Origin of the sequence: Euzebyella saccharophila (genome assembly GCF_014855495.1) — a bacterium.
Classification (GTDB): domain Bacteria; phylum Bacteroidota; class Bacteroidia; order Flavobacteriales; family Flavobacteriaceae; genus Euzebyella; species Euzebyella saccharophila.
This window is the reverse complement of sequence record NZ_JACYFJ010000001.1, coordinates 838,611-861,763: the sequence shown is the minus strand read 5'-3', so window position 1 is coordinate 861,763 and position 23,153 is coordinate 838,611. Positions and strand designations below refer to the sequence as shown.

Below are 23,153 nucleotides of genomic sequence, written 5' to 3'. Positions count from 1 at the left end.
ATGAAAAGAGAGCTATCATCAGAGGAGATTTTAAAATTACCAAAAGACGAGTTCATAGAGTATATGAACTCCGTGAAAAACAGGACATATAAAACTAATTTCTGGAGTTGTCTACCAGAAAACTATCATGAACTTAATTTTGATGATAAAGTTAAATTTTGGGTAGGTATTCTTAATCAAGGAATGCGTCTTCAAGTTGAAAAAGGACATGATGAGTATTCAACATTTACCCCTCAATGGCACAAAACTTTTCGAGAAGTTGACTCAAATGTAGATGAAATTATGGAAGAAGTGTTTCGTACTTTTTCTAAATATGGGTGGACTTGGGATAAACAAGAGTATCAAAAGAGGATATCTACACCAACCCTTTAATTTTGGTATTAGCGATAAAGGCCCCACTGGCGCGAGCATCCTTGCTCGTGCCGTCAAGAATAAGCAGGGCATAAGAAACAGAAAAAGAGAAAGAATAAAGAAACAATGAGCAGAAAACACAAATTCAACAACCCTACAGCAGCTTACTTCGTAAGCTTCGCGACCGTGTTTTGGATAGATGTGTTTACAAGACAAGCCTATTTTTCAATACTGGAGCAAGCTATTAACTATTGCAGAGCAGAAAAAGGTATGGAAGTATTTGCTTATTGTTTTATGCCGAGCCACGTTCACTTTGTCTTTAGGTCGGAAAATGAAGACCCATCAGGGTTGCTAAGAGATTTCAAGGGCTATACAGCTAGAAAATTGATAAAAGAAATTGAAGAAAACCCTCAGGAAAGTAGAAAAGAATGGCTTTTATGGATGATGGAACGGGCAGGGAAAAGAAAAAGCAATGTTAAAAACAAGCAGTTCTGGCAGCAGCATAACACACCTGTTGAATTATGGAGCGGAAAGGCCATAAAGCAAAAAATATATTACGTTCACAACAATCCTGTGGAACAAGGTTTTGTAACCGATCCCATTGATTGGAAATATAGCAGTGCACGGAACTATGCCGATGATGAAACGGTTTTAAAGATAGATAACGAAGGTATGCATTTAGGTATAATGGAACTATGAGAGACAATGTTATGAACAGCAGCTTCATGGGCACGAGCGTGACGCTCGCGCTAGCGGGGAGAATAAATAAAGAGTTTATGGATAGACAAAAAGCCGCAAACAAAGAGTTTTGGTTTTCTCATGATCCGTTTTCTCCGCGAAACGAGCAGTTTTTTTGCAAGAGAGGTTAATTACTTAATTGAATTGGGCGTCAAGGAATTTATTGAAATAAATGATTTATGGAAAGCTGTATGGTAGCAAATTGGGCAGAAGACAATAATAAAATAATAAGGAAGTACTTTGAAGATAATTTTCCAAATTTCCAACTCTTGGAAGAGAATGTACATGGACCTTACTGGGGTATAAAATATATGAAAGATGATTTGATTATTAATATTAAAGGTGATATCGGGTTTTATATCGAAATTATTATTGACGGAAAGCCATATGATTTATGGAGATATGATAAAAAGGTAAATAATCACACTAAATCAAATCCTGAGAATATTACTGCCCAACTAGCAATTTTAAGTGACTTTCTGAAATAGAAATATACTTTGTAGTCAATGAAAATTCAGAATAAAATGAGAACATTTAAAAAAATATAGTTGATTTTAACAAAAGAACAATATTATAAAAGAAGATGGTTTTTATCAATCCTATTCTTATTCTCTGGACTATGGTTGAGTTACATAACTTATGGGATTTTTGAATACAATAAGAACAAAGAAGAATTGGCCTTAGGTACTGAAGTTCCTGTGAAAATGTTTATAGAAAAAAGTTCCGAAACAAACGAATAAGATAAGTAAAATATGAGGTTTTTCGAATACATATTAAAATTTGGCTTTATGTTCGGTTTGAGCACAGTTCTGATGCTTTACGGTGGACCTGCTTTTTTCAAAAAAATTGATCCAGATCAAACTAATATTATAACTGTAAATGAATTGCTTGAATTAAAGCTGAACCACGTATTCAATGGTGAGGATTATATGCAGTTTTCTATAATTATTCAACCAAATGACACTTTAACCAAGAATTACTATTTGCCCGAAAAAGAATATACAGCAATAGAAGAATTCTTGGTAAAAAACCGACATATTAAAAACAAAGCACTGTTTAAGCTTTTACCTATCGTTATAAATAAAACTGAATTAAAAGATTATAAAGACATTAAGTATCGGTTAAAAAATAAAAGTATCGAATTGCTCTCGATTAACAACCATTCTCTAATAGGAAGAAAGACAACCGCCCTCGAGAAAATAATTTACTACTTGCTTGGAGGTGGGTTCTCCCTAGTAGGATTATTGGCTTTTTTATTGAGTTCTATGGTGTTTTTTGATTGCATAAAAACCTATCAAAAGACAGGAGTGTTTCCGGATTTACCTAATTCAATAGGAAGTAAGGTAGAAGGCTTAAAATACGTCTTTAGAGGATTTAAGTCCAAAAAATTACATTAGAATTATGAATAAAAACTACCCCCCGCTAGCGCAAGCATCTATGCTCACACCAACAGTGTAAAAAGTAAAGGCAATGACAATAATAATCAGTAGAAAACAATAACAAAACACCCCTGTAAAAATCGTTTTGGTTTTTACTGTTCCCTAAAGGGGACAATTGATATTCCTCCGCTGACGCGAGCGTCACGCTCGTGCCGTCAAGAATAAGCCGGGCATAAGAAAAAGAATAAAGAAACAATGAGCAGAAAACACAAATTCAACAACCCTACAGCAGCTTACTTCGTAAGCTTCGCGACCGTGTTTTGGATAGATGTGTTTACAAGACAAGCCTATTTTTCAATACTGGAGCAAGCTATCAACTATTGCAGAGCAGAAAAAGGTATGGAAGTATTTGCTTATTGTTTTATGCCGAGCCACGTTCACTTTGTCTTTAGGTCGGAAAATGAAGACCCATCAGGGTTGCTAAGAGATTTCAAGGGCTATACAGCTAGAAAATTGATAAAAGAAATTGAAGAAAACCCTCAGGAAAGTAGAAAAGAATGGCTCTTATGGATGATGGAAAGAGCAGGAAAAAAGAAAAGTAATGTTACCAAAAGACAATTTTGGCAGCAACACAACAAACCTATTGAATTATGGAGCAATAAAGTAATCAAACAGAAGATAGCGTACATACATAAAAACCCGGTAGAAGCAGGTTTTGTAACCGACCCTATCGATTGGAAGTACAGTAGTGCAAGGAACTATGCCGATGATGAAACGGTTATAAAAATTGATAACCAAGGTATTATACTAGGCATACTATGAGTAAAATTAAAGACATACATGTAAACTTTAATGGCACGAGCGTGACGCTCGCGCCAGCGGAGGTAAACTACCACAAGGTTACTCTGAAATTGTAATTGATGCAATTCCCTCAGGAAGTTATATAGAAAACGTAACAAACTTAAAATGAAAGAACTAATAAAAAAAGAATGGGACTTTACTCTTTTTGAAAATAAGGATAAATTAATTCTATCTGTTCTATGTGGAGGTGTAGCCCTGTATTATGTCACTTTCGAATTGAACTCTTTAGAAGAAAGTGCGTTTAATAAAAATGGCAAAAGTTTTATAACCCAATTAGCAGATAAGGTACGTGAAAAACCCTCTTTATTTCGGGAAAGAAGCAAGGATTTATCAAGTTTTAAATAAAAATGTCTAATTATTAAATATTGATAAAAATTAAGTACTTAAAGAAAAACGAAGAATTGTAACTATATTGAAATCAATTGAGTACATATTAAAATTCGGTTTTATGTTCGGCTTTACCGTTTGCTTAATGGTATTTAGCGGCCCCTTACTTTTTAATAAAGCCAATGAAGCAGATGTTCATCAACAATCTTCGAAATATTTAAAACATCTTTCCCTAAGACAAGCCTTTCAGGGTTCAAATACGGACAAATATGCAAAACTCGAGCTCATTACAGGGGATGGTGACAGCTTAAACATGCTTTTTTATATACCTGAAAATGAACACAAAAAATTGCTTTCCTTTTTACAACAAAATAAAATTACAAATCAGGGAAGATTGAAAAATGTATTGCCCATTGAATTGGAAGAAGATAAATTGTCCGATTTTGGGCCGGTTACATTTATGAAATCGGGTGCTGTAATTGAATATTTGAAAATAGGTGAGAAAACCTTGATTGGTAATAAACCTTCAATTGGAACAAAATTATTCCTCTATTTTTTGGGGATTCTATTTCCCTTAATCGGATTGCTCGGTTTTGTGTTGAGCATTTCACTATTCATAGGTGCTTATAAGATTTATCTTAAAAGTAATTTATGGCCTGACTTACCCAACATGTTCGAAGAAAGTATGAAAGGCTGGAAAGCAATCTTTGGAAGAAGCGAAGCGAAACAAAAAACCAAATAGATGAAAAACAACTACTCACATATTCTACTTTTCATTCTATGCAGCCTGTTAGGCAGCTTACAACTGTATGCCGTTACGCCACCTGTTTCCGGTTCTAAAGACAGTTTGGCCCATAAAACAAAGGACACTACGCTGCAGCAACAAAAAAAGAAACAACAACTCGACTATTTGCAGCAATTGGCTGCATTGCAATCGGATAGGCACGCACAGATTACACCCCTATCCAGTTCCAAAGACACCATACCCACCATCACTTCAGAGGCTGGCAGCAAAAATTCTCCCTCTTTGGGGGAGTTAGAGGAGGCTACTTACCGTTCCTTCCCTACCCTAGACGAAAAACTGGCCCAAAACCAGAATTTTAATGTGGTCTTTACCCAACGGCAGCCGGAGTTCAATGCGGCTTTTATGGCGGAGAATTACCCCAAGAATCCAGCCGTAGAAAAATTGATAAAAAATGCAAAAAACGCAGTGGAAGCGGTGTCCAAAATGGGTCGCTTTGTAGAAATACTTACCGGCAATGAATTGTTGGAGCTTCCGGTGGGGCTTAAAAAAACGGACCAAACTTCGGGCAATTCGGTAGAATTGGCCATTACCGAGGTAGAATTTACGCCCAACCATGCCCTGCTAAAGGTATGGGCGCGTATGACCGTTCCTGAAAAAGGGGAAGTGGACGATAAGAAAGACCGCAGTATTGAACGACAACTCTTTTTTGGTGCCGAAAATGTAAAGCTCAGCTATGAGGGCGGACTATCCGGTGATATGAAACTGGTGCTTTTGGGCAATCAGGCCATTCCCATTCAGGGAGACAATTGGCTGTTGACCCTCAGAGGTGATATAGACCTAAAGACGAATTCTTTTAGCGACCAATCCTTTATAGAGTTCGATTGTTCCAACCTAAAGGGCATTAGCCTAGAAGGCGATCTTCGGGTTTCAAGAAACGTGCTGTTACCTATTAACGAAAATGGGGAATACACCTGCGGAAATAGTAGGGACAACCAGTATCTAAAGGACATGGAAGATCAGGTAGTGGACAACAAATGTTATGTGGGCGCTTCTTTTAGTGTAAAGTCGGAAGGCTGGAACGACCTTTTGATCAATGTAGACCTTCCCCGTTTTGAAGTGGTAGGCTTGACGGGTTGGGGCTTTAACCTTAAAAATGTGGTCTTGGACCTTAGCGATAGCCGCAGTGCGCCCAACCTTAACCTTCCCCGAGAATACAACAACATCTATTCCGGCGCCGATGAAAAACTATGGCGTGGTTTTTACGCCGAAGAAGTAAGCGGTATGCTACCTCAAGGAATAGAGGATACCAAAAAATCCAACGGACGCGTAGAATTTGGCGCCAAGGATTTGGTGCTGGACAGCCAAGGGGTATCCGGTACTTTTTATGGGGAAAACGTGCTTAAAACAGGTGACGGAGCGGCCGGAAAATGGGCGTTTACCATAGAGGACGTAAGTATTTCCCTTTCCCGAAATTCGCTAACAGGGGGTTCTATGGGCGGTGATATTGCCGTACCTATTTTTGAGAAACCCATGGATTATTCAGGCTATATAGACCAAAATGGTTACGGACTGGAAGTGGGGCTGCAAAGTAATTATGAAACCCCTGTCTTTCTGGGAGAAATGCAACTGGCCAAAAACTCCAGTGTGGCCATTGACGTAAAGGATGGCAAGGTGTATCCTTCCGCCAACCTTACGGGTGAACTCTCCATCGTTGGTAAAATAGGTCAAAAAGAAGGCGAGAAATCGCCAAGCACCCAAGAGGCAGAAGATAGTGGAAAAGGCTTCAATTTTCCCGGCATTCAGTTTCAAGAATTAAAACTGGAAACCGAACCCGGTAAAAAAGCCATTAGCGCTACCAGCTTCGGGTTTACGGGTGACATGAAGCTGATGAACTTTCCGGCATCGGTAGAAAATCTGCAGCTAGTGACCCCGGGCAACCAGGTGGGCCTTTCTTTCGGACTCAAAATTAATCTGGATGGTGACGGGTCCCATGCTACCACTAGCATGGATATTTTGGGAAAACTGGAAGAATCTTCCAAAATACAAGCCTGGAAATTTGAAAAAGTAAAGGTGGATGGGGTTAAGGTGGATTATAAGAAAAGTGGGGTGCACCTAACCGGAGGGCTTCAAATTATGGATGAAGACCCTACCTATGGTAATGGTTTTGCAGGCGAGCTCTCCGTAGATATTACCAAACTTAATTACAAGGCTTCTGCGAAAGCCATGTTTGGCAGTACTACATTCAGATATTGGTTTGTTGATATTTGGTCAGACTCCAAAGAAAGTGGCTCAAGTAAATTACCGATTAATTCCCTTGCCGGGGGACTTTCGAATAAAATGAAGCGAATTACGAACGGAAAAACCACGGAATTCAACCCAAGCAAAGCAGTATATGTTCCTGATGCAAATACAGGGCTGGGCTTGAGGGCTGGGGCCGGTATTGGAACGAACAATTCATCTTCGTTTAGCGCCAAAGTATTTATAGAAATGGAATTTAATACCCATGGTGGCCTTAATAGAATTGGGTTTACAGGCGAAGGTTCTCTGATGGGAGACGATTCTTACATCTCACCTGAGGCAAAACTTTTAGAAAACAATAAACTTTTGGACAAAATGTCCGGTTTCATTGAAAAAAATGCAGGTAAAGCTGAAACCTTTCTAAAGGACAATGATTTTCTGGGGCTTTCTAAAAATGCCATCCCAAAACGTGAAGTTGCCTCTAGCGGACGTGTTGGTGTATTCGTAGGTATTGAAAAAGACTTCGTTAACGACTCTTTTCACGGTGAATTTGAAGTTTATATAGACCTTGAAGGCATACGTGGCGGAAATGAAGACAACCTAGCTGGGAGGGCCGTTATACATAAAGATCCACAAGAATGGTACATTCATGTAGGCACACCGGAAACACCCATATCCCTGACATTTGATGTAAAGATAGCTGAGCTAAATGTACAAGCTTATTTTATGACCGGTACAAAACTACCTACGGCTTTCCCCCCCAGGGATGAAGTAGTAAGAATTCTTGGTGCAGATGTGGCAGAACTCAACAGACAAGGGAAAGATGGACAATTTGAAGCCGCAAAAGGCTTTGCATTTGGTTTAAATTTCTCATATCAATACAAATACCAATATCTCATTTTTTATGCCTACCTAGAGTTTGGAGGTGGTTTTGATATTATGCACGCCTACTATCCTGATGCAAAATGTGTGGGTAGACCAGGACCTATCGGCAATAACGGCTGGTATTCCATGGGTCAGGTTTACGCCTATTTAGAAGGAGAGTTTGGTGTTGAGGTAGACTTGGCCTTTATAAAAGGGAAGTTTCCTATTGCATATGCAGGTGTGGCAGCCATGTTGAGAGGTCAATTTCCCAATCCTATTTATTTAAATGGTTACGTAGGGATGCGCTATGAGATTTTGGGCGGATTGATCAAAGGGAATATGCGAATGAAATTTGAGGCAGGGGAAGAGTGTGAATTTGAAGGAATTTCCGACGCTATTGGGGTGCCCATAATTTCAGATGTTGTGCCTCGAGAAGGTGATACCGATGTTTCTGTTTATGCCGCTCCACAAGCTATATTCACCTATCCTGTCAATAAAGATGTTGAGGTTAATCTGGAAGAAGGCAAGCGAACATTCAAAATACAATTAAAAGAATTTACCCTAACCCATGAAGGCAAGGAAATTGAGGGAAAATTTGAATGGAATGAAGATCATGACGCCGTAACCTTCATTTCAGAAAAAACGCTTCCTTCCGAAAAGGAATTGATTGCTTTAGTTGAGGTAAGTTTTGATGAAAAAATAAACGGGGCCTATAAAACCCTAGTAAAAGAAGGAAAACCAGTAGTTGAACGAAAAGAAATAGCCTTTAAAACCACCAAAGCACCCGACCACATTCCATGGGAACAAGTGAGTTACGTCTATCCTGTGAAAGACATGAAAAACTTTTATCCACAAGAATATACAACGGGTTATGTAAAACCAAAAAGAGCTCCGGATTACCTTTTTGAAGGAGGATATGAAATGCGAGCTCAGTTTGTTTCCTTACTAACGAACGAAGGGATACGCACGCCTTTGCGATATGACAAACAAAAAGGTATGGTATTTTTCGAAATACCCGAATTGGTTCCAAATTCAAAGTATCGTTTAGATTTAATGGTTTATCCACCAGGGCAAGAGGCCCCTCCAGAAATTTTCACTGAAGAAAAGGAAACTGTTTACGATACCGAAAAAGTAAACACCAACTGGTATGATCCAGGAACCGATACACAAACAGAAAGAAATGATGTTAACTCAACTGCCGTTGTTTCACAGAAAAAAGCAACGGGTATTCAGATGAACGATGCAGCCCCTAAATCTATTTTGGATATGGAATTTAGGTCAAGTCAACATGCTAGCTTCAAAGATAAAATAAACAGTTTAGAGGTAATTGATAATCTTACCAATAACATTTTCTATTTTAATGCAAATGACTCTTTAGATGTTTACGCCAAGGTTCAATCCCTTTCTATAAAAGTGGCGGATTACGAAGCTTTTGACAAACCAGAAATTTATGCAGATCGGTATAATCCGGAACCATTGATTTATGCACAAGCTATTTTAAAAGATGACTACTATAAAAAAGATATACTGCCTATCATGTATGATAGAACAGGGTCAGATCCGATCTATCCCATTGATGGCATATATGTAAATAGGGATGAGAATATTTTGGGAGTACCTCCTATTAGGTCTTTCTATATTGGGTACGAGTATAAAAGAGATTATGAAAACGACCCAAATTCTCCTTGGGTAAAAAATAGAATCCCTTTTATTTATAATTTACCCTATCAATATTATGAAGACTTTATCCATTTGAGAGGGACGCTACGAAACAAATATCCTAACCCTTCTGCAGATCCTGATATTTACGAAAAATACCACTTGTTATTAACAAAATCATTTCCGGCATTTAGGTTCAATAAATCTTATCAAGCTGAGTTGATTTATAGAACACCAGGTAATTTATATAGCCAAGGATACAAAATAAAGTATGTGAACGATTAATATGGTTTTAAAAAAGCACTTAATTACGTTACTCAATGTTGTTCTATTCGCCATCGCTTGGGCGCCTTCTTCTGCTCAGGTTGATGAAATTAAAGTTGCAGTTTTAGCAAGAGCCTCAAAAGAGAACATCAAACTAAGATGGTCGCCTACCAAACCTTTGCAATGGCAACAAGGAAATAAAAATGGGTATCACATTAATCGAACTATCCTGTCCAGAAACGGTACATTATTAAAAAATCAGATAGAGGAGCGTTTAACAACCAGCCCAATTATGCCCAAACCTCTTTCTGACTGGGAAGAATTGGCCAAGCAAAATGAATACGCCGCGGTAATGGCGCAAGCTATTTTTGGAAACAACTTCAATACTACAGCTCCTGGAACGGACACTGGAGCCATTATGGCCATCAATGATGAAAACGAGCAGCGATTTACTTTTGCACTTTTGGCCGCCGAGCAAAGTTTTGAAACTGCCAAGTTGGGAGGATTAGCATTCACGGATAATAACGTGGATGAAAATGAAACTTACGTATATAGTGTAATCTTAGTAGACCCCTCTTTGCCTATAGATCAACAGCCAAAAGGTGCGGTTTTGACCGGTTTCCCCTATCAGGAAAGATTGCCTGTTCCCCTCGGCTTTACCGTAGTAACCCAAGACCATCAAATAATATTGGAATGGAACTATGGCATGTTAAAGAGATTTTATTCTAGGTATACGATTGAAAAATCAGAGGATGGAAACAATTTTAAAAAACTGGAAGCCCAACCCATTTTTAACGCTCAAGCTCTCCAAGATGAGCAAAATGTGACTTTAGTTTATAAAGATTCCGTTCCTAACAATAAAGAGTTCTACTATCGTATAAAGGGCATGACTGCTTTTGATGAAACTGGTCCTCCTTCAAAAGAACTTTCGGCCATGGCCATGCCAACACCCAAGTTTGCGCCCATAATTGAAAAAAAGATTTTTGAAGGAGAAAATGGGGTGAGAATTAAATGGAGATTTAATCAAGAAGAGGAGAAAAGCATAAAGGGCTTTCAACTACGACGAGCCAATAACCATAACGATTTTTTTATGGACGTAGGTGAACTTCTACCCCCTAAAAGTAGGGAAACCACTTACGCGCCTCTTCAAAGAATCAACTATTTTAAAGTGGTAGCCATTGGTAACAATGGAGTTGAAAGACCGTCCTTTGCTTCTATTGTTCAACCCGTAGATTCCATACCGCCTCAACCACCGGTAGGGTTAAATGCAAAAATAGACACCACCGGAATTGTACATCTTTCTTGGGAAGAGAATAGTGAGGAAGATTTGTTAGGCTACAGAATATTTAGATCTAACAATCCCAATGTAGAATTTTCACAGGTGACCTCGGTAGAGTTAAAAGAAAACAACTTTTCAGACACCCTAAATATTAAAAACCTGAATAGAAAAATATATTATAAGGTACTGGCCGAAGACCAACGTTTCAATGCCTCTCAACTTTCAGAAACTTTGGAAGTCACCCTCCCTGACCTGATACCTCCTTCGGCCCCGGTGATTACTTCATATAAAATCACAGAAAAAGGAACGGAACTAAAATGGATACCCAGCAGTAGCTTGGATGTGATCTCACATTCAATCTATAGAAGCGATATGAAAGATGGACAGATCATTTGGAGAAAAATACACGAAACAACTGAACTTGACACCCTGTTTCTAGACAAGGAAAAATTACCGGCGAGTATATATAATTATATTGTAGTTGCCTTAGACTATTCTGGACTTGAAAGTAATCCTTCAAATCCGTTAACCGTAAATCAAATTGAAAAACCTATTGAAAAAGAAGACCTCAGCTTTACTGCCAATGTCAATAGGGAACTTAGATTTATTAATCTTTCATGGAAAATAGAAAATAAAAAAGTTACGGAATACAAACTTTTTAAGGGAACTTCAAAGGAAGAGCTAAACCTTTATAAAACTATAGCAGGCACCCAAAAAGGGTTTAATGACACCCACTTAACCATTAACACTTCATATACTTATGGGTTACAGGCCCTTTTAGAGAACGGTCAACTTTCTCCTATTAAGGTTATTGAGGTTAATTATTGAGATTATGAAAAATATCGTTTTTTTAATTTTATTTTCTATATCCCTTCATATGTTCGGACAATATGATGTGTATGCCGAATTTAGATATGTAGGTGGGGTTTCTCCGTATAACGGAAATGTACAAATTGGAATACAATCAGCAATATTATTTAATGAATATCTGCAATCCCCTTCCTACCCGCCACAACAATTTACCTATGGTGAAACCTTGGCTAATTCCACCTCAAATTCTTCTCTAAATTGGAACGCAAGGTTGGATTTTGGTTCGGAACCTAGTCTGACCGAAAATGGTGTAGTTAACTTAAATAGTAGAGAAGATTTTAGTTTAACAGGGCAAGGTTATTCATTAAGTGGATCAATACGTCTTGTGCCAAAAATAGAAATTACTGCAAGTCATACAACTGGCTCTAAATGTTATAGTGAAGATGTTACTTTTAACGCAACAGTAGGACACCCAACCGAAGCCTATTCTTGGTCTTTTTATACCGCTTCAGATCCAACAGAAAAACCTCTGATTTTCAATTCACAATCGAAAACCCTTAACCTTACGGATTTGTTTCCGGATAATCCAACTGATCATATTGAAGAAGTAATTACATTTGTTGTTACCAATAATTTAAATGGTGGGTATAAAAAAACAATTGATTACTCTTGGCTTTCATGTGGACTTAACCTGACCAATATAGAACCTGAACCTGAAAAATGTGCAGGTACAAACAATGGCAGCGTCCGTTTTGAGTTTGAAGATGATTTACCTAACAACAGCAGTTTAAGGGTATACCTGTATGAAGGCACTCCACCCGACAATGTTGTAGACGACCTAGAAAAAGATAACCCAACTGTTGCCGGAAATACCCCGCAAACAATTTCAGATTCAAATGACCAATTGATCAATGCTAATGGTACTTATTACTGGGAGTATCAAGGTCTTGCAGGAGCTATAGGAGGTAAAAACTATTTTGTCGTACACCAAGTATTAAACGGAGATGGCACCGTTAGCAGTGCGGCTATTACAGACGGTTTTAAGATAGAAAGCCCAACAGAAATAACCGCTTCATCATCTCTAGAAAGTGCAGCAGCCTGTATTGGAGAAAATACAGTATATTCACTAAGTGCAGACGGAGGTTATTTGAGTGGAGGTTCCAGTACATTGTCAGATTACGAGTTTCGGTATAGAGTTAATGGTGGGGTTTACAACTCCACTTCTTCAACCCTAGAGATTCCGGCATCATTAAATGATCAAACCGTTGATATATTGGTCGAATATACCGGCAACTCAAATAACTGTACGAACGATGTAAACAATCCGCATTCCTTTATAGTACTAAAGACACCGGTAGCAATAGAAATTAATGATGACCCTTCACAATCTTTTGGCCTTCCGCCATCCGCTTCAGGTTTGTCCAATGGTTCCGTTAGAATTACCCTTGCACAAGGCGACGGAAGTTTTAATTACAATCTGTACAGGTTTGATGAAATCGGCAATAGCTTCATATTGCATGATTCAGAGTCAAATACAACCGAGGACCCATATACTTTTGAAAATTTACCAGAAGGAAGGTATCAGGTAACGGTTTCTCTTGTTTCAGGATCAAATTGTTCCGATACATCGCAAGAGTTTGAATTAATTGCCAATCAACTTCCCACTATTGAAAATGTAAATGCCACTGCCCCTAGCTGTACAGGTCAATTAGATGGCAGTATAACCTTGCAAGTAACTGGAGGCACCCCCCCATTACAGTTTAGGTGGTACGATTCCAATGGTGTTCAAATTCCGGGGGAGGTCAATAACAGCTTGACTAGTTTAGCCCCAGGCACCTATTCATTTAGGGCTATTTCCGCTGGAGGGGATTTTGATATCGAAGGGGCATACTCGGAAGCCGCGGACATAGAAGTCCCCCAACCGACTAGCATTGAAATAATGGAGGTTTCGCCAACAAATGCTAGTTGTTTTGGAGCCGATGATGGAAGCCTAGAAATTTCGGTGTCAGGTGCAACTGAATATGACTATTCACTTAACGGAGGACTCAACTGGACTGCCTTGACAGGAACTACAATCACAAATTTGGGCAGTGGATTTTATGAAGTTATCATAAGAAAAAGAAACACACCGATATGTGTATCTCCTCCTTCATCCCAAGTAGAAATTGTAGAACCTACGGAAATAATCATCAACCCTACCGTTCAAGATGTAAGCACCAATGGAGGAAATGATGGGGCCATTACAATTTCTGTAGCTGGCGGACTTCCTGAAATAGATGCTAACGAAAACTACATCTTTAGTTGGGTAGGACTTGGACCTAATAACACTTCCTTCAGTAGCAATACTCAAAATATAACAGGTTTAATTGCGGGACGATATGAAATTACCGTATCGGACAGTAACGGTTGTTCTTCTACACCTTTGGAAATTGAAATTACCGAACCCGGCCCTTTGTCCATTAATAACATAACTATAGTCAGCCAAATGAACTGCCCTGCCGCCAATGATGCCATCATTACAGCAGATGTAACCGGCACATCTCCTGTTACTTTTGATTGGTACAGAGATGGCTCTTTGTATGCCCAGACCATAGACGATAACACCATAGAAAACCTCCCTCCTGGAGATTATCAGCTATTTCTAAATGATGGTTCCGTCCCCAATGCTCTCGAGAGTGCTATTGTAACTATTGATGCTATTGAGGTCATTAGTGTAGACATAACCGCCACTGGCACCTGTGCCAATAGCACCGAAGGAAGTATTATAATCAGCAATCCTCAAGGCGGCACCCCGGGTTATGCCTATAGCATTGACGGTACTAATTTTCAACCCTCTGGTAACTTTAGCTTTTTGAATTCCGGTAATTATACGGTAACCGTTCGTGATAGCAATGGATGTGAGATGGTACAAACCGATGTGGTGGTAGATAGTTATCCTGAAATTCTTTTGGATAACGAAAACACCATTGTGCTTTCTGTAAGTGCCGAGGGAAGAAGCGATGGTGCCATTTCCCCTATATTTACCGGTGGTGTACCCCCCTTTACTTATCAATGGACAGGACCGAACGTCAACGGAACCAATACACAGGATATTAGCGGCCTAGCGGAGGGAGACTACTCTATTTTGGTTACGGATGCCAACGGCTGTATTTTAAACGAATCCTTTACCATTACTGAACCTGGCGAACTTATAGTTACTGCATCCCAAACGGAAGTCATTCCATGTAGTGGAGATGCATTCGGTGAAATTGCCGGACAAGTTACAGGTGGCGTAGCGCCTTATGTTCTGGAATGGTTTCAGCAAATAAATGGTTCTGACACAAAGCTGGCGGAAGATTCCAATCTTTTGGCAGATTTAGGTCCTGGAAGCTACTTCCTTAGAGCTACCGATGCTAATGGAATTAGTGCAGATTCTGGCATAGTGGTCATCACTGAACCGGATTTGCTAACGGCTTCGGTACTGAGCACCACCTCTATCTTATGTAGCGGGGAAGCGACAGGGGCTGTAGAAGTTACTTTTTCGGGTGGAACGGCTCCTTATGAATTTTCTTGGAGCAATGGTGATTCCAGCCTCAACTTGACCAATGTACCTTCTGGAGAATATACCCTTTTCATATCTGATGTGAATGGCTGCTATACGGAACTTACAGCGGTAGTAGAAGCGGCACCAGATGCCTTACAAATTAGCAATAGAGACCTACTCAATGTTTCGGAATACAATGCTAATGACGGTAGTATATCGTTGGAATTATCGGGAGGAGCCTTTCCTTTCGATATCGAGTGGACTCAATTATCCAATGGGCTGGTAATAGGCGACCAAGAAAATATTTCCCGTCTTGCGGCCGGCAGGTACCAAGTTACCATTTCAGATGATAATGGTTGCCGACTGACGGAAATTTTTGAAATTACCCAGCCTGATATTGTTGAGGAAACAATCATACAACCAGCTTGTGAAGGAGATACAAATGGAAGCATTTCCCTACTCGTAAATCAGGGCAACGGAACGTTTACTTATGACTGGAGTACTGGCGAAACGACCAATACCATCACTAATCTTGCCCCTGGTTCGTATTCCGTGACCGTCACAGGGCTAGAAAATGGTCCGGTTACACGTACATACTTAATCGAATACCCGAAACCTGTAGAAGTAGATTTAGGGGAAGACCAAACGCTTTGCTTGGATCAGGAATTGGCTTTGGATGCTAGTATAGAAGACGAGGGCGCTATTTATAGTTGGACCTCCAACAATGGATTTACAAGTAATTCTCCTGCTATAAATATCACCCAAAGTGGTACCTATACGATTATTGTAACCTCCTCCTCAGGATGTAAAGCGGAGGGTTCTATTTCAGTTGATATAAGTACCGAGGAAATTAATGCCGAATTGGCGGCCTCTACACAGGCATTTGTGAATGAGACCGTAGTTGCCGTAGATATCAGCTACCCGCTTCCAGATAGGTTGGAATGGATATTTCCTGATGAAGCCTTGGTAGTTTCTTCCGATAGCGACGAAGCCCAATTGCAGTTTACCGAAGCTGGGGAATACGAAATCGGAATCATTACGTACCGAGGGGATTGTATCGCACAACAAACCAAAAAAATAATTATCAACCAATCGGATTCTACAGTTAAAGAAGAAGCAACCGCCAACGGAAGTAAGTTGGTAGAGGATTTTCTTATCTATCCGAATCCTTCCAGCGGGCAATTCACCGCAGATATACATATGACCGAACGAGGAAATATTAGCATCAAAGTGTTTAGTTTGGCAAATAACGCCCTGATAGCCTCTAAAAAAGAACGAGGTGCCTCTTCTTATAAAGTTCCTTTTGATATTTCCGGACTACCGGCCGGAGTATATGCTGTATTACTGGAAACTCCTTATGGGAAAACCTTAAGGAAGGTAATAAAGAAATAATCTCTGATATAAACACAAAACTAAAAATGCCCGAAGAACTTCTTCGGGCATTTTCTAATTCTATTATTGTGTACTTATTAATCCGCTAAAACAATGACCTTATTGTCTTTCATTTCAACAGTACCACTAGAAATCGGAAGAATTGTCTTGCCATCTGAATCTTTGGAGAATTTAGAAGCGAATTCCTCATCTACGGAGATATTACCATCCACCTTTACATTACCTTCCTGTAAAAGGGAAATAATAGGTTCGTGATTGTTCAACATTTGAAACTCTCCATTTACCCCAGGAACAGTTACCGACGTAACCTCTCCAGCAAATAATGTAGCCTCTGGCGATACAATTTCTAAATACATCTCTTATTGGTTTTAAGCTTTAAGTCAAAAGTCAAGGCACAAAGGAACCATCAACTTTTAACTTATCACTATTTACGCTTCAGCTAACATTTTCTCACCTGCCTCAATGGCTTCCTCGATGGTTCCTTTAAGGTTAAAGGCAGATTCTGGTAGGTGATCCAATTCACCGTCCATAATCATGTTAAACCCTTTAATGGTTTCCTTAATATCTACCAACACCCCAGGGATACCGGTAAACTGCTCTGCCACATGGAAAGGCTGTGAAAGGAAACGTTGAACACGTCTTGCACGACCTACGGCCAATTTATCCTCTTCGGATAATTCTTCCATACCCAAGATGGCAATAATATCTTGTAATTCTTTATATCTCTGTAAAAGCTCTTTTACGCGTTGCGCACAGTTGTAATGATCTTTTCCTAAGATTTCAGCAGTAAGGATCCTAGAAGTAGAATCCAAAGGATCCACCGCAGGATAGATACCTAGCTCAGCAATCTTACGGGACAATACGGTAGTAGCATCTAAGTGGGCAAAGGTTGTCGCAGGAGCCGGATCCGTAAGGTCATCCGCAGGTACGTACACCGCCTGTACAGAAGTAATAGAACCTCTTTTAGTAGATGTAATACGCTCTTGCATGGCACCCATTTCGGTTGCCAATGTAGGCTGGTAACCTACCGCAGATGGCATACGACCCAATAGTGCCGACACCTCTGAACCTGCTTGCGTAAAACGGAAAATGTTATCTACGAAGAAAAGTACATCTTTTCCTTGTCCGTCTCCAGCACCGTCACGGAAATACTCCGCAATAGTCAAACCTGAAAGCGCCACACGTGCACGTGCTCCCGGTGGCTCGTTCATCTGACCGAATACGAAAGTGGCTTTTGATTCTTTCATGGCAGCTTTATCTACCTTGGTCAAATCCCATCCACCATCTTCCATGGAATGCAAGAAATCATCACCGTATTTAATAATACCGGATTCCAACATCTCACGTAATAAGTCGTTTCCTTCACGGGTTCTTTCACCTACACCGGCAAATACAGAAAGACCACCGTGACCTTTTGCGATGTTGTTGATCAACTCCTGGATCAATACCGTTTTACCAACACCTGCACCACCGAACAATCCAATTTTACCACCCTTTGCGTAAGGCTCGATCAAGTCAATTACCTTGATACCGGTAAAAAGTACTTCCGTGGAAGTAGAGAGGTCTTCAAATTTTGGCGCTTCGCGGTGTATTGGCAAACCTTTATCACCGGCTTTTGGCAAATCTCCCAAACCATCAATAGCATCACCAATTACGTTGAAAAGACGGCCATACACATCATCGCCAATAGGCATTTGAATGGCACTACCCGTAGCAAGTACATCAGTTCCACGGCTTAGACCATCCGTAGAGTCCATAGAAATGGTTCTAACGGTGTTTTCACCTACGTGCGACTGCACTTCCAAAACCAACTTAGAACCATCTTTATTGGTTATTTCCAATGAATCGTAGATTTTAGGAAGGGTATCTCCCGATTGGAACTCAACATCTACAACCGGCCCAATGATCTGCGAAACTTTACCTGTAACTTTAGACATTACCTTTTCGTTTAAAAATTCAATTGATTAACTATTGATAGACAGTTTTTTTCACCTGTGTTTTTCCGGGTGCAAAGGTAGCTTTTTCAACTTTAAATGAAAACTACTTTTTATTCTTTTTTAAGCATAAAAAACGGCGCCTTACATAAGCACCGTTTTTTGTTGATTTTCAAACATTAAACTACCTCAAGGTAGGTGAATAATTCGTAGGGAAATTCCCTATATCATACAAAGAACCGGAGTCCTCAAAATTTGAACCGTAAGTATCATCGATCGCTTTCATAAATTCATTGGCTAAAAGGGCGTACCCCCTTGCCGTAGGATGAACACCATCCAAGGAAAAGGCACCTCCCGTTACCAGACTCCCTGTTAAGGTATAGTCACCATCCGTTACACCACCATTGGCCAAATTTTGCATGATGGCATTGGCGTCCACAAATGCCAACCCGGCACTGGAAGCGGCCGTAGCTATAGTGGCATTGAAGTTATCAGTAGCGGTTTTTATTTCATCTTGTTCTTCTGGAGTCAACACCCACTTATCGCCTAGAGGTAATGTAATTCCATTTGTTGAAAATTGTGCCGCCATGGCTTCCGGAAAGCCAAAACTTTTAAGAGCATTCGTAGAAAATTCATCGACTTCACCAATTACCCTTCTACTAGACAATACCAATAAATCATCTTCGTTGGCCAATCTAGCTTGTCCGTACGCATTTCCCATTAAGGTTGCTACTACGGGAGCCTTATCCTCCGACAACCCCAACTGCTGTACAAAAACAGGAAAGGCCGGATTAGCATTTAGAACCCCGGTAATCTGCGCAGAGAGATCTACTAAGTCTTCGTCTAAAATAACAACAGCATTGTTGACCGAATCGTTAAACGTAATGGCACGTTCCGATTCACCCAAAAAATCGTAGACTTGGTTCAATGCTCCAAAAAATGCATTTAAGGTAGGTACTAAATCGGCGAAATTATTCTCCTCAGGATCAATCGGATCATGCGTGACCGTAGTAAAATGCGGTATAGTGGTTACATATGGAATATTGGCCATAACACCCTGCGCACCAGCAGAGGTTAATGTTGCCACTAATCCGTTGATAGCATTATTAAAAAGAGCCTCGTCTGTAATCGGGTCCGTACCATCACCTCCGGAAATAGCATAACCCAACACATCATTATTCCCTGCCCATAGGGTAAAAAAGGTGGGAGATTGCGCCATAGCCAATTCCAAGATACTTACATCCGGAGTGCTTCCGGTCATACGTACAAAATAAGGATTGGCGAGTTTTGCTTCCAAGTTTCCTAAATTTCCGTATCCATTAAATAGCATATGAAAACTTTTAGCTCCTGGAACCCCTAAATTGTTAAAAGGACCTGCGGGATTGTTCAATACGATATCGGTTGTCGGACTTACCGGCCCTACTACATCCTCGAGATCTTCCGGACCAGCTCCTCCGAACACCAACCTCGGTTTAAAGCCTTCCAAAGGCTCACCACCAGCCAACAGTCCTCCTATATTATCATTTGCTAAAGGTTGTGTAAACGAACCTCCTCCTACAAGAGAAAACTTTGCAGCCAATAGATTGGGCATGGAATTCTGTTGACCTGCAATAAACAGTGCATTGTCCGTTAAGCCGGCTGTAAGCGAATTTCCTAAAGAGACATAGGTTGAAAAGTCGGCCGAACCCGAGGTAAGTTCGGGCGTTTCCTCTACTACTTCCACTTCCTCAAAGTCCGATTCTTCGTTACATGCGATAAAAAGGCATGAAACTGCCCAAAGGGCAATATATCTTATTTTCATCATTGTAATTTTATAAGTTGTTGATGGTCCATGAAACATAGTACATAGAACCTATGAAACCTGTTCCAAAAGCCGTAAAATATTCATCACCCAAAAGATTGGTTGCACCCATTTTGAAAGAGGACTTTATGCTAGGCACCCGATAATTCAACTGGGCATCCAAAACGTGGAATTCGGGCACTACCCCATTTCCGAAGGTGGCTTCCCAGAAATAATCATCGCTAAATCTATATGCCAAATTGAAACCAAAATTTTCAAATACGTCCGTATTGCCCAATGACGCCTTGAACTTATGCTCAGGCGTATTAAAATTGCTCATAAAGTCCGGATTCGCCTCTTGATCAAAGTCTTGTTTGGCATACGTATAGCTTCCACTTAAATCGTACCCGCCAAAGAAAGTGGCTGTTAGACCAATAGAGGCCCCGTAAGAAGATATATCAACATCTGAATTGGTATAAGCGCTGTATGCTTGAAAATCATCATTGGCAATAGCCAATGCAGCTAATGGAAAATCATCCCTGCCTGGCAAATCTACCGTTTGATTACCCTCCACGTCACCGTAAAATGGAGCAATAACTACTTCCTGAGAAATAAAATCTTTGTAATTATTATAATACGCACTAAAATCAACTACTAACTTACCTATCTTACCTCGGTAACCAACTTCAATAGAAGTTACCTGCTCCGGTTTTACAACATCAGGGTTAGCCACTTCTAGACTCGACGGATCACCGGTGTCTTCAAAGTCTTGAGTAGAGTTATCATTTGAAACAGAGGAAAATTTATATGAATTCTCATAAGCAGCCCTACCAGTTTGAGTAATGGATGCAGGTTGCTGCAAACCACCTTGTGCCGCACCACTTACCTCAAAACTTCTCGAATATCTATCTAGGTTGTCAGGAGCAGAGCCCACAAGAATAGCTCGACCAGCATCGAGACCAATGAACAAATCTTGAGTCGTAGGGTTTCTAAACCCTGTTTGCACAGAAGCCCTAATATTATGATCACGGTTCAAGGTAAGACCTGCGGATAACCTTGGAGAGAAGAATCCATCAAAAAATTCCGATTTATCATATCTCACCGAACCTGTTAGTTTCAAGTTCATTTCTTCCGTAAAATCGATAGTCTTTTGAACTTGTGTGTACAACCCAAATTCCGAATAGTCAATAGTGCCATCATAATCGGTATAGATAGTTCCGAAAGAATTCAAACTATATTTTCTAAAAGACCCACCTATCTGAATTTCGGCAAAATCAATTAATTCGCTGAAATTGTAATTGGCATCTGCGTGATAGTATTTTGAAGCATCACGAAACTGAGAGCCTGTAGAAAGGTCGGGGTCGTTGATACTTCTATTGAAGGCTGCTTCAAACTCTGGCGTCCCTGGCTCAAACCTTCCAGATTCTGCTTGCGCCCTGGCAATCGCATGTGCTTGCTCATTGGTGGCGCCGCCCAAGGTGGCCTGAACATAGGCCCCTGTATATTCCCCGAACCAGGTATTATCATCCTTCCAAGCGCGGTTGATATTAATACCTGTAAATACCATATCATAGGAATCCCCTGCCTTATCGGCAACTACATACCCTCTTAAAAAGAAGTTGTCATTTCTAAATTCAATTTTGTGCTGTTGTTGAAAAAAGTTATTGATATTGTATCTATTAGTACCTTGATAAATAGTAGAACCCGTACCTACTTTACCTACATAGGCAATTTCAAAATCATTGGCCCACGGCCTGTAGTAAAGACCCCAATCAGCTTTTACGCTTTCTGCATTATAGTTTGTAAGATGCCTTTCATTATAACCCGTCCTACTGACTTCTGTAGATGGAACCAAAGCATTGGCTCCTGCCGGCAATAATCCTAGACCTTCTAGGGTGACGGCAACATCTTTAATATCTGCCGAAACTTCATCACCATACACATTGATACCATCATAGTTTAAATCTGCACGTGTACCACCCACCCTAGTTTTATCAACCTCGCTGGTAGCGGCCCAATCGGTTCCTTTTAAGTAGCCAAAATTCACTTTACCCGCGAACTTATCACTGAACTTGTGTGCCATACGTATACCCAAATCCGTATACGGATTGTCGCCTGCGGCTTCTTGGGAAGTCAACCCTCGCTTTACAAAAGCACTAATCCCATGATGGTCAAAAGGATTTTTACTTCTCATAAACAAGATACCGTTAAATGCATTGGCCCCATAAAGAGCGGAAGATGCGCCCGGTAATAATTCCACACTCTGCACATCGGTTTCAATCATACCTACAAGGTTGCCAATGGGGAAATTTAGAGCTGGCGTGGAATTATCCATTCCATCTACCAACTGCATGAACCTGGTATTTGCGAAGGTTGCAAAACCTCTGGTATTTACACTTTTAAAAGTTAAGCTATTGGTATTTACGTCTACCCCTTTTAGGTTTTCCAATCCGTCATAAAAATCCGCTGAAGCGGTATTCTTAATTTCCTGCAGACCAAAACGTTCTACCGTAACCGGAGATTCAAAAATACGCTCAGGAGTTCTGGAAGCGGATATGACCACCTCATCCAGAAAGGTTTGAGCTTCGAAAAGAACTACAGTAACAGATTGATTATTTGCAGTAATCTCTTCTGTGGCCTCAGAATATCCGATACTTGAAATTGTTAACTGAAAGGGGGGGACCTCAGAAGTTTCGAGAGTAAAATTACCGTCAAAATTAGCCGTAGCCCCAATTGCCTTACCCGTTATAATCACGTTGGCTCCCGGAATGGGCTCATTGTTCTGATCTACCACTTTCCCGTTTACCGTAGTTTGAGCTTGTATGAAACCGCCCAATAACAGCAATGCCAAAAATAGTACTCTTCTCATGTTAAGTTTAAGTTAAAAAGGTTCGTTTGACCAAGTTACATTTTTTTTTACACGAAAAATACTAAATTGAAAAAAATTATGCATGCATAATATATTTTTCTTAATTTATAGCATTCATATTTAGAATACCCTAATAAAAA

General features: G+C 40.0%; 14 protein-coding genes. 10 read left to right on the top strand and 4 right to left on the bottom strand.

What is annotated here, in order from left to right; genetic code table 11:
- The 10 genes from IL355_RS03535 (at nucleotide 1) to IL355_RS03490 (ending at nucleotide 16,430) form a co-directional block, all read left to right on the top strand.
- Complete coding sequence (locus IL355_RS03535; protein WP_192460806.1) at nucleotides 1-372, top strand: hypothetical protein; 372 nt, start codon at nucleotides 1-3, stop codon at nucleotides 370-372.
- Nucleotides 373-477: 105 nt separating this feature from the next.
- Nucleotides 478-1,050: an REP-associated tyrosine transposase gene (locus tag IL355_RS03530; RefSeq protein WP_192460805.1), complete on the top strand. Its 573-nt coding sequence runs from the start codon at nucleotides 478-480 to the stop codon at nucleotides 1,048-1,050.
- Nucleotides 1,051-1,268: 218 nt separating this feature from the next.
- Nucleotides 1,269-1,577 (top strand): hypothetical protein, encoded by a 309-nt coding sequence (locus tag IL355_RS03525; RefSeq protein ID WP_192460804.1) that lies wholly within the window; start codon nucleotides 1,269-1,271, stop codon nucleotides 1,575-1,577.
- Between the two features lie 300 nt (nucleotides 1,578-1,877).
- Nucleotides 1,878-2,486 carry a hypothetical protein gene (locus IL355_RS03520; RefSeq protein WP_192460803.1) on the top strand — a complete coding sequence of 203 codons (609 nt, stop codon included), beginning with the start codon at nucleotides 1,878-1,880 and terminating at the stop codon, nucleotides 2,484-2,486.
- A gap of 237 nt (nucleotides 2,487-2,723) precedes the next feature.
- Complete coding sequence (locus tag IL355_RS03515; RefSeq protein WP_192460802.1) at nucleotides 2,724-3,290, top strand: REP-associated tyrosine transposase; 567 nt, start codon at nucleotides 2,724-2,726, stop codon at nucleotides 3,288-3,290.
- Between the two features lie 144 nt (nucleotides 3,291-3,434).
- Nucleotides 3,435-3,674 carry a hypothetical protein gene (locus IL355_RS03510; protein WP_192460801.1) on the top strand — a complete coding sequence of 80 codons (240 nt, stop codon included), beginning with the start codon at nucleotides 3,435-3,437 and terminating at the stop codon, nucleotides 3,672-3,674.
- A 103-nt stretch (nucleotides 3,675-3,777) separates the two neighbouring features.
- Nucleotides 3,778-4,398: a hypothetical protein gene (locus tag IL355_RS03505; protein WP_192460800.1), complete on the top strand. Its 621-nt coding sequence runs from the start codon at nucleotides 3,778-3,780 to the stop codon at nucleotides 4,396-4,398.
- Nucleotides 4,399-9,447 carry a hypothetical protein gene (locus IL355_RS03500; protein WP_192460799.1) on the top strand — a complete coding sequence of 1,683 codons (5,049 nt, stop codon included), beginning with the start codon at nucleotides 4,399-4,401 and terminating at the stop codon, nucleotides 9,445-9,447.
- A gap of 1 nt (nucleotide 9,448) precedes the next feature.
- Complete coding sequence (locus tag IL355_RS03495) at nucleotides 9,449-11,533, top strand: fibronectin type III domain-containing protein (RefSeq protein WP_192460798.1); 2,085 nt, start codon at nucleotides 9,449-9,451, stop codon at nucleotides 11,531-11,533.
- Nucleotides 11,534-11,537: 4 nt separating this feature from the next.
- On the top strand, nucleotides 11,538-16,430 hold the full coding sequence (locus IL355_RS03490) for a T9SS type A sorting domain-containing protein (protein ID WP_192460797.1): 4,893 nt from the start codon (nucleotides 11,538-11,540) through the stop codon (nucleotides 16,428-16,430).
- A gap of 77 nt (nucleotides 16,431-16,507) precedes the next feature.
- Here the strand turns inward: IL355_RS03490 and IL355_RS03485 are convergent, their stop codons facing one another.
- From IL355_RS03485 to IL355_RS03470, 4 genes are all read right to left on the bottom strand, one after another.
- The gene (locus IL355_RS03485; RefSeq protein ID WP_192460796.1) at nucleotides 16,508-16,786 is read right to left on the bottom strand and encodes a F0F1 ATP synthase subunit epsilon; all 279 of its coding nucleotides are present in this window, start codon (nucleotides 16,784-16,786) and stop codon (nucleotides 16,508-16,510) included.
- 72 nt (nucleotides 16,787-16,858) lie between these two features.
- A complete protein-coding gene (gene atpD, locus IL355_RS03480; RefSeq protein ID WP_187456640.1) occupies nucleotides 16,859-18,367 on the bottom strand; it encodes a F0F1 ATP synthase subunit beta in 1,509 nt (502 codons plus the stop codon).
- 181 nt (nucleotides 18,368-18,548) lie between these two features.
- Nucleotides 18,549-20,168, bottom strand: coding sequence for a response regulator (locus IL355_RS03475; RefSeq protein ID WP_192460795.1), 1,620 nt, complete (start codon nucleotides 20,166-20,168; stop codon nucleotides 18,549-18,551).
- 7 nt (nucleotides 20,169-20,175) lie between these two features.
- Entirely contained in the window at nucleotides 20,176-23,013 is a 2,838-nt protein-coding gene (locus IL355_RS03470) for a TonB-dependent receptor (protein ID WP_192460794.1), read from the bottom strand.
- Between the last annotated feature and the right edge of the window lie 140 nt (nucleotides 23,014-23,153).